Raw genomic sequence first — 12,880 nt, forward strand, 5'->3', positions numbered from 1 at the left:
GTCTGAACGTGGGTAGAAGCCTGTGCAGCTTCAGCAACGATCTGGCGTGCACGTGCGCTCAGGACAGATTTATCCCAATCGAAGAACACGAGGTAAGAGCGTGCTGGCAGCGGAGCGGGTGCTGCGACAACAGGTGCTGGTGGTGGTGGTGGTGGTGCTGTGTCAAACGCATAGCGCAGACCCAGAATGAACTGGTGGTTAAAGCGGTGGTCAAAGTTGGTGTTGCCACGCCCTTTAGCACCGTTTGCATAGTTGGCTGTAGATGTGAAAGAACCGTCAGTGAAAGAGCCGGGCTGGCCGATCATGCGGTATTCTGTCGTAATCTGGAAGCCGGGAATGCCCGTGTCGTAAGCGGCACCAACAATACCCTGATAAGCAAAGCCACCATTTGTACCGCCAAGGCGGCTAGTGTTAACATTGTTGTAGGTTGTAGTTGTGGGGTTATAATGCTGCCACAGGTAACCTGCACCAACGCCAACAAACGGTGTAACAGGCGCATCAATACCGAACTGTTTCAGGTCGATATCGTACAGTACGTTGATAAAGCCGCCGTAAGACTGGTCGCTACCACGGGTACGGCCTGGTACAGATGTGCCACCCTGATGGTTGATGTTGGAGTAGTTATAAACCCCTTCAACCTCAGCGCGCAGGCCATTGCCAAAGCCCCAGCCAAATGCACCAAAGCCAGTAAAGCCTGTGCCGTGACGGAACTGAGAAGACGTTACGTTTTCGTTGGAAGACGCGCCACCACCAAAGCCGGAAGTGTGGGCGTGTTGGTTCTGAACCAGATTGTAACCACCACCTAGGTCAACGTAGGGGCCTGTGATTGTGGTTGCAAATGCGGCCGCCGGAGCCGCTGCCATTAGTGTTGTCGCAAGTAACGCGGTACGGAGACGCATGTTTCTGCCCTCAATATTTCATCTGTTCGACTGTGTCGTTAACCATTTAGCGATCAAAGCCAGCAAGATGCCTAAAGCCGTATAAAACGAGAGGTTCCCTCAGAGAAACCATAACCTGTGCATTGGGTGCGATTAGGCGGAGTGACCGTGGTGTATTTGCAACAGTTTATAGCGGTGAGGCGATGCGCTGTTGCAGTATTGTGTAGTATTCGGGCGGCCACGACTTGTTAAGGAGAGAGTATCTAGCCAATGCAGCGCCCCATCTCTTGCGTAAATACGGCTAAATTAGGGCGCTGCAACGTCTGTGCAACGTAGTGTGTTGTAAATGCAATGAATTTAGGGTTGGCACCCATCGGCCAGCAACACGTCTTGCACTGCTTCTGGTGGAACATCACGGGTTGTGAAGGCCTGACCAATGCCGTGCGTGAGCACGAAAGACAGCTTGCCATCTTGCATTTTTTTGTCGCGCTGCATGTGGGCCATCAGGCCTTTGGCGCTGAAAGTATGGGCGAGGTCACGAATATGTGTGGGCATTTTAAGGCGGGTTAAATGCGCCGTGACTCGGTCTAGGTCGGTTTGGGGGCATAGGCCCAACCGTACAGAAAGAGCAAAGGCAAGGTTAAGGCCTATGGCCACAGCCTCACCATGTAAGAGGCGGCCATCGTAGCCCAACTCGGCCTCAAGGGCGTGGCCAAACGTGTGCCCTAAATTGAGCAGGGCGCGACCATTACTACTTTGTTGTTCACGCTCATCTGCGGCAACGACACAGGCTTTAAAGGCGCAGGCTTGCCGTACGGCTTCAATTTGTGCCTCTGGGTCTCCGTCTAGTACGGCGGCACCGTTTTTCTCGCACCATTCAAAAAGTGCGGGGTCACCAATTAGGCCGGACTTCACAATTTCAGCGTAGCCTGCAACCAGTTCGCGCCAGGGGAGGGTGGCAAGGGCGGCTGTATCAGCAAGTACGCAAAGCGGTTGATGAAAGGCGCCAACAAGGTTTTTGCCCCAGCGTGTGTTAATGCCCGTTTTGCCGCCAACTGAGGAATCGACCTGAGACAGCAGAGTGGTGGGAATTTGCACAAATGGCAGGCCGCGCAGGGTTGATGCGGCAATAAAGCCAGCAAGATCGCCGACTACGCCGCCACCAAAGGCAATAATGGTGGTTTTGCGCTCAACACCACTTTCCAGAATGTCGTTAACCAACCTTTCATAGGTTGCAAAACTTTTGGAGTGCTCGCCCGGCTTCACCACGAGTGTACGGAAGGTGATGTTGGTCTCTGAGAGCGAATCGTGCAGTTTGGGGAGGTGTCGTGCCGCAACGTTTTCATCTGTGATGATGACAACGTTTTTCTGTGGCAGAAGCGGGGCCAGAAGAGCACCCGCGCGGCTGATAAGGCCAGTGCCAATAACCACATCATACCGTGCGTTGCTAAGGGTAATGGGTAGCTGCACTGGCCTGCGGGAAAGGGCTAGGGCTTCAATAACGCGCGTCGTGCTGTAGTCCACGTTGTGCTCTCCACAATCAACAACAATATCGGCTTCGGCGTAGAAGGGGTGGCGTATCGTCATAAGGCGCGCCAGCACATCCCGCGGGGAGGCCTCGTTTAAAAGGGGGCGGTGGCTGCGCCCTTGCACGCGCCGCAAAAGCACGGGCAGGGGGCAACGTAGCCAGATGGAAATAGCCCGCTCGCGCACTAAAGCGCGGGTGCTGGCATCCATAAAGGCACCGCCGCCAGTGGCCAGTACCATTGGGGGGCCTTCAAGCAGGCGGCGGATAACGCGCCGCTCGCCATCTCGGAAGGCAGGTTCGCCGTAGAGTCGGAACACATCAGCAATAGAGCAGCCAGCGGCGCGTTCTATTTCCACATCGGCATCAACAAAGGGCAGGCCAAGGCGTACTGCCAGCCTGCGGCCAATGGTGGTCTTGCCCGCGCCCATAAGGCCTACAAGAACAATGGTGCGCCCTGAGGGAATAAGCCCGCCACTATGGCGGCGGCCTACCCTTTCAAGGTCGAGGGGAATGGGCGGGGGGTCCGCCGTGTCGGAGGAAGGTGACGAGATACGTGATGACATGAACCGCAGCTTACCATAGAGCAGAAAGAACACATCTACCTCTGTTAGCAGGGAGCTTAAAGTATGAGCCGCATGGTTCTTGTTATTGTCGCGGTGGTTTGCATTGCTTTTGTAGGCGGTATTGCGTCTCTTGGTCTGTCTGGCCATGCGCCGGTGCCACAGCCTGTGCACCGTGATATACCGCTGCAAGCCCCGCAGCAGGCTGTGCAGGCCCCAACCACACCTGTGCCCCCGCCCCCGCCAGCCCCCCTTGTAACCCCGCTTAGCCCTGCACCGCAGGGAGCGCCCGTTACGCCGGCCCCCGCGGCGCATTAATGGCTGTAGGGCACGAGGTTGAACTGTTTTTGGAGATGCTGGCGGCAGAGCGCGCGGCATCGCCTAACACGCTTTTAGCCTATAGTGCTGATCTGGAGTCCTGCACGGCATTTTTGGCAGCGCAGGGCGTGTTGCCTGTCTATGCCAAAGCAGAGGAACTGGCCGCGTGGTTGGCAGATTTAAGCCTAGATGGCCAAAGCCGCCGTACGGTGGCCCGCAGGCTTTCATGCTTAAAGCAGTTCTATCTTTTTTTGCTGCGTGAAGGGGTAAGAAAAGACAACCCGGCCGCAAACCTAGATGCCCCCCGGCCTGAAGCAACGCTGCCGCATTTTTTATCCGAATCCGAAGTGGTGGCGTTGCTAGAAGCCTGTAGCGCCCCAGAAGGGGCGAGTATTGCCCAAAAGCGTAGGGCGCTGGTGGCCCGTGCAGCGCTTGAACTGCTTTATGCTTCTGGCCTGCGTATTACGGAGTTGCTGACTCTACCGCGTGAAGCCCTGCGGGCAGATAAACCCATGCTCCTGATTCGCGGTAAAGGGGGGCGGGAGCGACTGGTGCCTATTTCTGAAAGCGCGCGTGAAGCTGCCTTGGCCCTTTATGCGTGTGATGCATGGCGCGAAAGCCCATGGCTGTTTCCGGGGCGGGACGCCAAACGGGCTTTAACCCGCCAAGCCTTTGATAAAATTTTGCATGAAGTGGGGTTGCGTGCGGGACTCGACCCGCAGCGTTTGTCTCCGCATGTTTTACGGCACTCTTTTGCTACGCATTTATTGGCGCATGGGGCCGACCTGCGCGCCCTGCAAATGCTGCTGGGCCATGCAGATATCGCCACAACCCAGATTTACACCCACGTGCAGACAGAACGGCTGAAACAGGCGGTGGAAGCCTATCACCCCCTCGCCACACAGCCAGACAAAACAGCGCAAAAAACAGGCTAAGCGCCTGATATCTGCATTTGAGATGCACGAAGTCTCTTGGTTTTATGTGTGACTGTGCTATCCGCTTTGGCCATGCGTCAGTTCCTGGATTTCGAAAAGCCCGTCGCCGAACTTGAGAACAAGATCGACGAACTGCGGCAAATGACCGACCCGCACGGGGTCAATATTGCAGAAGAGACCGCCCGCCTTCAGGATAAGGCGGAAAAGCACCTGCGCACCATTTATGCCAAGCTTACGCCTTGGCAGAAGGTACAGGTTGCGCGGCATGCTCAGCGCCCCCACACGCAGGACTATATCAGCACCCTGCTGACCGAGTTCACCCCTCTTGCGGGTGACAGGCTCTATGCTGATGATAAAGCTATTATTGGCGGTATTGGCCGCTTTGATGGCACACCTGTGGTGGTTATTGGCACAGAGCGCGGTTCTGACCTTGAAACGCGTCTGGCGCATAACTTTGGCATGGCGCGCCCCGAAGGCTACCGCAAAGCGCAGCGTCTGGTGAAGCTGGCTGGCCGTTTTAAGCTGCCTATCCTCACCTTTATTGACACAGCAGGCGCGTGGCCGGGTATTGATGCAGAAGAGCGCGGGCAGGCCGAAGCCATTGCCCGCTCTATTGAGGTCTGCCTTGAAGCCCCGGTACCCTTAATTGCGACTGTTATTGGTGAAGGTGGGTCTGGCGGCGCTGTGGCGCTTGGTGCGGGTGACCGCGTACTTATGCTTGAGCACGCAATCTACTCCGTGATCTCACCCGAAGCGTGTGCGTCTATTTTGTGGCGTGACCCCAAACAGGCCAGCACAGCAGCAGAAACCTTGCGCCTTACCGCCCAAGACCTGCACCGTTTGGGCTTGGTAGACCGTATTATTAGTGAGCCAGTTGGCGGTGCGCAGCGTGACCCGCAAAGCGCGCTTGCGTCTGTGCATAAAGTGCTGGCGGAGGAACTGAAGGCTCTGCTGCCTTTAGCGCCCGCTCGCTTGAAAGAACTCCGCCGGGAGAAATTCTTGGCAATGGGGCGCGATAACCTGACCTGATTTGTAACAGGTCAGGCTTTTAAGGCCTTAGGCGCTCAGGGCGGTGGCTCTCCTTCAAGGGGGGCGCCGCCTTTTTCTTTGAGCAGCGTATAAATGGCGTGGGCGGCTTGTTCGACTGCCTCTTTGTCCTGCCCTTTGGCCACAAGGGCCACGCCGCGCCTGCCATCTTCACGGTGGAAAGGGTAAGACCCAAGATCTAGCTGGGGGTAGGTGTTTTGAATGGCTTCCAGCCCATCAGCAATGGTGCCCTCAAATAGGTTGAGTGTGTGCCATGTGCGTGAAAATACGGGGGCACCCTGTTTAAGAGTAGGGGCCAGCTCTTCAAACATGGCGCGCATAATGCGGGGTACGCCCGCCATAACGTGCACATTGCCAATAGAAAAACCCGGTGCACGAGAAACAGGGTTGGGTATGGGGGTGGCCCCGCGTGGCAGCTTGGCCATGCGCTGGCGGGCTGGGTTGAAGTCTGCCCCAAACTGTTCTTTGAGCATGTCGTACGTGGCGGGGTGAAATTCCCACGCAACACCAAAGGCTTCGGCAACGCAGGGAGCGGTTATATCGTCGTGCGTGGGGCCAATACCGCCTGTGGTAAACACTTCATCAAAGCGGGCGCGTAGGTCTGTGACATTGGCCACAATAGTTTCGCGAATATCTGGAATAACCCGAATTTCATGCAAGGGTATACCGAGCTCGCCAAGGCGGGTGGCCAGATATTGAATATTGTCGTCTCGTGTGCGGCCAGAGAGAATTTCGTTGCCAATCAAAAGAAGGGCGGCGGTACGGCGCATGAAAAACTGTCCTTTCAGCAACACCCAAAAGGGGTAACGTGTGCTTTGGCAGTAGCATGGGCTGCCCCTTAAAACGGGTCAATGGTCTGAAAAATATCAGGCGGAAGGGTTTTACGCTGTTTTTAGATTGACCAAGTGCGGTGCAGTTCATAGCTTCCGCCCCATGTCAGATAGCCGTACAGCACCCGAACCCACCCTTCCGCGCGCCTGGCCTTTTGAGGAGGCGCGCAAACTTGCCACTCATGTAGAGGCCCGCACGGCCAAAGCGGGTGCCACCGATGATGCGCGCCCCGCACTGCTAGAGACAGGCTACGGCCCCTCTGGCCTGCCGCATATTGGCACGTTTGGCGAGGTTGCCCGCACGTCTTGGGTGCGGCAGGCTTACACCGCCCTTACTGGCCGCCCCTCACGCCTGCTGGCGTTTTCTGATGATATGGACGCATTGCGTAAGGTGCCAGACAATGTGCCCAACCGCGATATGCTGGAAAAATTTATCGGTCAGCCGCTGTCTCGTGTGCCAGACCCCTTTGGCACCCACGACTCGTTTGCAGCACACAATAATGCCCGCCTGTGCAGCTTTTTAGACAGCTTTGGCTTTGATTACGAATTTGCCTCTTCTACTGCGTATTATACTGGCGGGCGCTTTGATGCCGCATTGAAGCGCGTGCTTGAAGTGCATGAAGACGTTGTAAATGTTATTGCCCCAACATTAGGGCCAGACCGCCGGGCAACCTATTCCCCCGTATTGCCGCTGCACCCGCGCACGGGTGAGGTCATGCAGGTGAAAATGGATGCCGTAGACCCTGTAGCTGGCACTGTACGCTGGACAGACCCTGCAACGGGGGAGGTGTTTGAAACACCTGTAACCGGTGGCCACGCAAAAATGCAGTGGAAAGCCGACTGGGCCATGCGTTGGTATGCGTTGGGTGTTGACTATGAAATGTCAGGCAAAGACCTGATTGATAGTGTGCGCCTGTCTGGCAAAATTTGCCGTATTCTGGGCGGTGAACCACCCTCTGGTCTGACCTACGAGCTGTTTTTGGACGAGCAGGGCCAGAAAATTTCTAAGTCAAAAGGTAACGGCCTGTCGGTTGAGGAATGGCTGCGTTACGCGCCGCAGGAAAGCCTTGGGCAGTTTATGTTCAACCAGCCCCAGCGCGCAAAACGGCTTTATTTTGACGTTATTCCCAAAACGGCAGATGACTATTTGGCCCACGTTGAAAAAGCCAAACAGCTTCAGGCGCAAGACCCCAAAGGCAACGACCTACGCGCTAACCCCGCATGGTTTATTAATGGGGGCGACATTGCCGCAGATGCAGGGTCTCCAGTTTCTTTTGGCATGTTGCTGAACTTGGCCAGCGTTGCCAATGCTGAAACACCAGAGGTGCTGTGGGGCTTTATACGCCGCTACGATGCCACCGTATCGCCTGAAAGCCACCCTATGCTGGCGGGCTTGGTTAAGCATGCCATTGCTTACTACGCAGATTTTGTACGCCCGGCCAAAACCTTCCGTGCGCCAAGCGAAAAAGAGCGCACAGCCTTGGTTGACCTAGCCGAAGCGCTGCGTGGTTATGAAGGGGAGGCAGCAGATGCCTCTACTTTACAGAATTTGGTTTTTGAAATTGGTAAGCGCCACGAGTTTGAACCGCTTAGAAGCTGGTTTGGCTGCCTGTACGAAGTCTTGCTTGGCCAGAAAGAAGGCCCACGTTTTGGGGGGTTTGTTGCGTTGTACGGCGTGGCAGAAACCGTAGCCTTGATAGAGGCAGCCCTTTTGCGTGAGCAGCACTGAAACAGGTTAAGGTTGGCATGGTAGAAAACGGGCAGGACACACGGCAGGGGCAAGTGCCCAAGCCGCAGGGGTGTAAGCGGTGGCTTAAACACCTGCCGCACCTACTGGGCCTGTTGCTTATGGTGGCCGCTATTGTTGTGGTGCAGCACGAGTTGCGGCACCTACGGCTGGCAGAAATTAAGCAGGCCATAAAAGCCATACCCACCAAGCAGCTTGCTTTAGGGGTGGCGTGTACCTTTCTGTCTTATTTTGTTTTGTCGTTTTACGACCGGTTGGCGGTTAGGCAGGTGGGCTATGGCCACCTGTCTTTTAAGCGCACGGCGTTTGCTGCGTTTTGCTCTTATGTATTGTCGCACAATTTAGGGTTTTCTGCGGTTTCTGGCGCTGCGGTGCGGTACAGGCTGTACCGTAACTGGGGCGTTAGCTCTTTTTGTATTGCCCAGATTATTGCCTTTTGCTCTGCTACCTACCTGTTGGGTGCCGCCGTGCTTATTGGCGGCGTGCTGGTGTGGGAGCCATCAGTTATCCCTATGGCGGGTAGCCATATACCCGGTGTTGTGTTGGCGGGTATTGGCATACTGCTATGGGCCTGCGTGCTGGCCTATATTGGGCTGGCCTTTAAGGTGCGTACCTTTACCTTTAAACGCTGGACAATAGACCTGCCATCGCCCCTTATGGCGGTGCTGCAAACGGTTGTTGCGGCAGCAGATGTTGCAGCAACGGCAGCTATTGCCTTTGTGCTGCTGCCGCCTGGCGCACACATAGATTACGGGTCTTTTCTAGCAATTTACATTGCCTCTTACACGGCAGGGCTGGTGGCAAGTGTGCCCGGTGGCCTTGGGGTGTTTGACGGGGCCATGTTGTTGGCGCTTTCACCTTATATGCCCGCGCCCCAAATTATGGGTGTGGTGCTTATTTTTAGGCTGTTTTACTACATTATTCCGCTATTTATGGCGGGGGTTATGTTTGCCGCGCACGAGCTGTTTTTGCGCGGAGATGACGCCTTGGCAGCCAAAAAACAGCAACAGGCCCAAAAGCCGCGCCGCGTCAGGCCGAGCCAATTAGTGCGCGAGAGCGAGGCCGGGTTTTCGGTCGCTGTCGCAACGGGCACCGTGTCTTTATGTGGCATTATGTTGATCTGCCTTGTGCTGCTAGACCCGGTAGCCAAATTTGCCGTTGTTTCTGGCCCCTTGGTTGCGTGGTCTAGCGCTATTAGCACGTATCTGCTCTCTCTTATGGGGGTGGGGCTTATTGGGCTGGCTATTGGCCTTTCTCAACGCGTAACACTGGCATGGCGGGCAACACTGGGGCTGTTGGTGCTGGCCGCAGTTATTACCTTCTTGCGTGGTAATACTGTGTTTGTGCCGGTTATGCTGGGCTTGTCTGCTTTTTTGATAGCGCCTTTCCGCTCTTGCTATTACCGGCGGGCCCGGTTGTTGAGCGAGCCACTTTCTACCCCCACTTTACTGTGCCTGTTGCTGTTGTTTGGCTGCGTTATTGCGCTGGCCTCTCGCCATGCAGGTGGAAGCTGGTGGGAAATGGTGTTTGTGCTGCCTTATTCCGGCGCTGTGCGCTGGACGGTTGCTTTGTCTGTGGTGTTAGCTCTTTTGGTTATTGGCCGCCTTATGTTGCCGGGCCGCATAAAGGTAAAACCGTGGGACAATGCTGCGTGGCAGCACTACCAAACCCTAGACCACGCTATGCCAGCCCTGCCTAATATCTCCCCCGATGGATACGTAACGGGTGAGGGCGGAGAGGCTGTTATACCCATATGTTACAGGGGTGCGTTTTTAGTTGGGTTGGGAGACCCCGCCGGTGCTGAAGATGACAGTGTTTCAGCGATATGGCGCCTGCGAGACCTAGCCTGCCAAGACGGTTTAAAGCCTGTGTTCTGGCAAGTGGGTACACCGTTTTTGCGTATTTATGATGATATTGGCCTTAATGTATGGCCGCTGGATGAAAACGGAGATTTGAATTTCTGTTATCCGGCAGAAGATATTGCTCTGGCATCGCGTTTTGTTGCTACGTATAAGGACGGCAACGCAGAGCCTTCTGTTCCTGCGTTGTAGGCAATGCACGCAGGGGCCTGTTAAGCGCGGGCCTTGGTGGTCGGGTTTGGGGTTATTCCGTGCCGTTTACGCTCTCGTTTTTGCAAGGTAGCGCCATCTCTTCTGCCACAGTGGCTTTTTTGTTGGCATTTCCGGCGCTGTTTTCCATTGTTAACCCCTTTGGGGCCTCTCTTATTTTTGCGCAGGCAACAGCGGGCCGCTCCCAGCGCGAAATTCTGGCGCTAAGCAGGCTTGTTGCCTTTTACTCGTTCATGATCATTCTGATTTCTGTCTGGTTGGGCGGAAAGGTACTGGTCTTTTTTGGTATTACCGTAAGCGCGTTACGTGTGGCTGGTGGGTTGGTTGTGGCCGTGCGTGCCTGGAACTTGCTGCAAAGCCCCGAAACGATGGAAGCCAAAAAAGAAAAGCAGGCTTTGCAGGGCGGTAAAACCGTTATGGCCCCCAACTGGTCAGATTCGGCATTTTTTCCGTTGGCTATGCCTTTTACGGTGGGGCCGGGTACTATTGCCGTGGCCATTGCCTTGGGGTCTGGCTGCCCACCAGACCAGCCTTTTTTGCCGTATGAGCTAGGCGTTACATTCGCGGCCGTTTGTGTGGTGGCTATTGTGTGGGTCACCTATTCCAGTTCAGAAAAACTGGTGTCCTTTTTAGGGGTTACGGGCACACGTATTGTCAGCCGTATGGCGGCGTTGGTGCTGTTGTGCATTGGGGTGCAAATTTTAGCAGCTGGTGTGCAGGGTTATGCACTCCAAATCTGGCATGCCATGAAGTAGTGGCCACCAAGGCCACTACACCTGTGCTGTGTCGCTTTTTCTGCAACATAAGCTTATGTTTTGTACCCAATTAAAAGCCGCCTAAAAGGGCGGCCTTTTTTATTCGGGGCTTATTTGCGTAACACTGTAGTCTTGCGCGTGCAGCACTGTTTTAAGGCGTGCCAGTTGGGCTTCTGCCTGTGCGGCAAAGCCAAAAGGCGGCTTTATGACCAATAGCCCAGCCCCGTTTAGGGTTGTGGGGTCCGTTGCGGGTTGCATGAGTAATTCAGCGGCCAGCATGTCGCGCACACCAGCATCTTGCAGGGCTGTAAAAAAGGCCCGTACAGGCGTGCGGTGCTTAATAGGGTACCAAATAGCAATAATGCCGGTTGGAAAACGGGCCTGTATGGTTTGTACGGCTTGCTCCAGCCGGCTAAATTCATCGGGTTCTTCAAAAGGGGGGTCTATGAGCACCAAGCCGCGTTTGGCTGTTTTGGGTGGGAGTAGGCCGCGCAGGGCCTCGTAACCGTCGCGCTCATGCACCACAACATTGGGCATGCGGGTAAAGCGACCATAGAGGGTGCGTTTATCTTCGGGGTGCTTTTCGCAGCAAATCAGCTCATCTTGCGGGCGCAGCATAAGGGCGCTGAGTAATGGAGAACCGGGGTAAATTTGCGGCCCGCCAGCTTTTTTTACCAGTTCCAGCCACGGGGCTAAGGGGCTATCTGGCCCTTCATGCGTAAGCAAGCCAATGCCGCTTTGCCATTCCTGTGTTTTTTCAGCCTCAAGGCTATTCAGGTCGTAACGGCCAATGCCTGCGTGGGTGTCTAGCACCACAAAAGGGGCGGGCTTGCGCAAAAAACTGCCTAGCAGAGAAACCAACAGGGCGTGTTTCATGCAGTCTGCAAAATTGCCTGCGTGGTAGGCGTGGCGGTAGTTCATGCAAGCGTATCCTGTGGGGGTGTAAAGCGTTGGGCCATATCTTCTAATGGCCAACGGGGGCGGGGGCGGGTTGTGCTGTCATCGGGGTGGGGTAGGCCACGGGCGGCTGCCTCTTGGCAGGTTTCTAGGGCGGCCCAGCCCACCATAACGGCGTTGTCTGTGCACAGGCGTAAGGGCGGGGCGGCAAAACGTAAAGAATGGGCTGCGGCTACCTCTTCCAACCGGGCGCGTAGCACTTTGTTGGCGGCAACACCACCGGCACATACCAAAAGCTGGGCCTCGGGCATCATGTTTAGGGCGTGCTCTATGCGGTCTGCCACCACATCTGCCACCGCTTGCTGGAAAGAGGCGGCAAGGTCTGCGGCAAATTGGCGGGGTAGGGCCGTGTGCCCATAAGGCGCTAGTTTTTGAGAGAGCGCAGTTTTAAGGCCAGAGAAAGAGAAGTCACACCCCGCGCGGCCTAGCAAGGGGCGGGGTAAGGGTATGGCTTTGGGGTCTCCCTCCTGTGCTAGTTTTTCAAGCTCTGGGCCACCGGGCCACCCTAAGCCTAGCATTTTGGCCACTTTATCAAATGCCTCACCTGCGGCGTCATCTATGGTGCCACCTAGCTTGCGGTATTGGCCAACGCCTTCAACGGCAATGCACTGGCAATGCCCGCCAGAAACAAGCAGCAGTAAATACGGAAAAGGGGCCCCACCGGCTACAAGGCCGGGTAAGCGGGCGGTTAGGGCGTGGGCTTCAACATGGTTTACGGCCACAAAGGGTTTACCCAATGCCAAGGCCAGCCCCTTGCCAAAACCAGCGCCTACAATAAGCCCGCCAATAAGCCCCGGCCCGGTACTGGCGGCTACAAAGCCTATTTGCTCTGCGGTTAAGCCTGCATCGTGCAAGGTGGCCTGCACCAAGCCGGGTAGCAGGGCCAAATGGGCACGGGCGGCAATTTCTGGCACAACGCCGCCAAAGTCTGCGTGGCCATCTTGGGAGACAACGCGTTGGGCTAAACAGGTGCCATCGGGCGAGAGAATCGCGCAGGCGGTTTCATCGCAAGACGATTCTATGGCTAACACAGGCCCGTAAACACCGCTTTTCTGCTCTGGTTTGGTTGCAGATGTTTGGGGCGCATGGCTGGTGGTCGGGTTTGTAGCCAAAGGGTCTGGCGTGGCGGTGTGAGGGGTGCCGGGTAAGCCTGAAAACTGGCTGCTGACCGCCATCATACTGTGTTCTCTCCCGTATTTTGCAGCAATGCTGTATAAGGGCAGGCTAAAGCGTTGCGTGTGCGCAATGGCACGTAA

The 12,880-nt window shown here is 55.6% G+C and carries 11 protein-coding genes; 6 read left to right on the plus strand and 5 right to left on the minus strand.

Translation table 11 applies throughout. The annotated features are described in order from the left end of the window. Together Abor_RS03475 and aroB are read right to left on the minus strand one after the other, a co-directional pair. Positions 1 to 899 (minus strand): hypothetical protein (locus Abor_RS03475; protein ID WP_048840460.1); only part of this gene is annotated, 899 nt, incomplete at its 3' end. Positions 900 to 1,235: 336 nt separating this feature from the next. Beyond that, positions 1,236 to 2,969: a 3-dehydroquinate synthase gene (gene aroB / locus Abor_RS03480; protein WP_084594357.1), complete on the minus strand. Its 1,734-nt coding sequence runs from the start codon at positions 2,967 to 2,969 to the stop codon at positions 1,236 to 1,238. Positions 2,970 to 3,032: 63 nt separating this feature from the next. On the opposite strand from aroB, the gene Abor_RS03485 reads away from it, so the two are divergent. From Abor_RS03485 to Abor_RS03495, 3 genes are all read left to right on the plus strand, one after another. Further along, the gene (locus Abor_RS03485) at positions 3,033 to 3,284 is read left to right on the plus strand and encodes a hypothetical protein (protein ID WP_048840461.1); all 252 of its coding nucleotides are present in this window, start codon (positions 3,033 to 3,035) and stop codon (positions 3,282 to 3,284) included. Then, positions 3,284 to 4,219, plus strand: a complete 936-nt coding sequence (locus tag Abor_RS03490; RefSeq protein ID WP_048840462.1) for a tyrosine recombinase — start codon at positions 3,284 to 3,286, stop codon at positions 4,217 to 4,219. Before Abor_RS03485 ends, Abor_RS03490 begins: the two co-directional genes overlap by 1 nt. A gap of 72 nt (positions 4,220 to 4,291) precedes the next feature. Next, positions 4,292 to 5,248: an acetyl-CoA carboxylase carboxyltransferase subunit alpha gene (locus Abor_RS03495; RefSeq protein ID WP_048840490.1), complete on the plus strand. Its 957-nt coding sequence runs from the start codon at positions 4,292 to 4,294 to the stop codon at positions 5,246 to 5,248. Between the two features lie 35 nt (positions 5,249 to 5,283). Here Abor_RS03495 and Abor_RS03500 read toward each other — a convergent pair whose 3' ends face one another. Continuing rightward, positions 5,284 to 6,036: a competence/damage-inducible protein A gene (locus Abor_RS03500; RefSeq protein ID WP_048840463.1), complete on the minus strand. Its 753-nt coding sequence runs from the start codon at positions 6,034 to 6,036 to the stop codon at positions 5,284 to 5,286. A gap of 163 nt (positions 6,037 to 6,199) precedes the next feature. On the opposite strand from Abor_RS03500, the gene Abor_RS03505 reads away from it, so the two are divergent. Genes Abor_RS03505 through Abor_RS03515 form a run of 3 tightly spaced genes read left to right on the plus strand, consistent with a single transcriptional unit; the run spans position 6,200 to position 10,667 of the window. After that, positions 6,200 to 7,825 (plus strand): lysine--tRNA ligase, encoded by a 1,626-nt coding sequence (locus tag Abor_RS03505; protein WP_048840464.1) that lies wholly within the window; start codon positions 6,200 to 6,202, stop codon positions 7,823 to 7,825. Positions 7,826 to 7,842: 17 nt separating this feature from the next. Next, on the plus strand, positions 7,843 to 9,894 hold the full coding sequence (locus tag Abor_RS03510) for a lysylphosphatidylglycerol synthase domain-containing protein (RefSeq protein ID WP_048840465.1): 2,052 nt from the start codon (positions 7,843 to 7,845) through the stop codon (positions 9,892 to 9,894). Between the two features lie 59 nt (positions 9,895 to 9,953). Continuing rightward, on the plus strand, positions 9,954 to 10,667 hold the full coding sequence (locus tag Abor_RS03515; RefSeq protein ID WP_048840466.1) for a MarC family protein: 714 nt from the start codon (positions 9,954 to 9,956) through the stop codon (positions 10,665 to 10,667). A gap of 99 nt (positions 10,668 to 10,766) precedes the next feature. Here the strand turns inward: Abor_RS03515 and Abor_RS03520 are convergent, their stop codons facing one another. Together Abor_RS03520 and tsaD are read right to left on the minus strand one after the other, a co-directional pair. Next, complete coding sequence (locus tag Abor_RS03520; RefSeq protein WP_048840467.1) at positions 10,767 to 11,588, minus strand: 23S rRNA (adenine(2030)-N(6))-methyltransferase RlmJ; 822 nt, start codon at positions 11,586 to 11,588, stop codon at positions 10,767 to 10,769. Continuing rightward, complete coding sequence (tsaD, locus tag Abor_RS03525; protein WP_048840491.1) at positions 11,585 to 12,655, minus strand: tRNA (adenosine(37)-N6)-threonylcarbamoyltransferase complex transferase subunit TsaD; 1,071 nt, start codon at positions 12,653 to 12,655, stop codon at positions 11,585 to 11,587. Before tsaD ends, Abor_RS03520 begins: the two co-directional genes overlap by 4 nt. Between the last annotated feature and the right edge of the window lie 225 nt (positions 12,656 to 12,880).

Origin of the sequence: Acetobacter orientalis (assembly GCF_000963965.1) — a bacterium.
GTDB lineage: Bacteria > Pseudomonadota > Alphaproteobacteria > Acetobacterales > Acetobacteraceae > Acetobacter > Acetobacter orientalis.

Bases quoted from the DNA above. Each gene is read 5' to 3' on its own strand.
- aroB (WP_084594357.1), bottom strand. From the start codon at position 2,969: ATGTCATCACGTATCTCGTCACCTTCCTCCGACACGGCGGACCCCCCG.
- Abor_RS03485 (WP_048840461.1), top strand. From the start codon at position 3,033: ATGAGCCGCATGGTTCTTGTTATTGTCGCGGTGGTTTGCATTGCTTTT.
- Abor_RS03490 (WP_048840462.1), top strand. From the start codon at position 3,284: ATGGCTGTAGGGCACGAGGTTGAACTGTTTTTGGAGATGCTGGCGGCA.
- Abor_RS03495 (WP_048840490.1), top strand. From the start codon at position 4,292: ATGCGTCAGTTCCTGGATTTCGAAAAGCCCGTCGCCGAACTTGAGAAC.
- Abor_RS03500 (WP_048840463.1), bottom strand. From the start codon at position 6,036: ATGCGCCGTACCGCCGCCCTTCTTTTGATTGGCAACGAAATTCTCTCT.
- Abor_RS03505 (WP_048840464.1), top strand. From the start codon at position 6,200: ATGTCAGATAGCCGTACAGCACCCGAACCCACCCTTCCGCGCGCCTGG.
- Abor_RS03510 (WP_048840465.1), top strand. From the start codon at position 7,843: ATGGTAGAAAACGGGCAGGACACACGGCAGGGGCAAGTGCCCAAGCCG.
- Abor_RS03520 (WP_048840467.1), bottom strand. From the start codon at position 11,588: ATGAACTACCGCCACGCCTACCACGCAGGCAATTTTGCAGACTGCATG.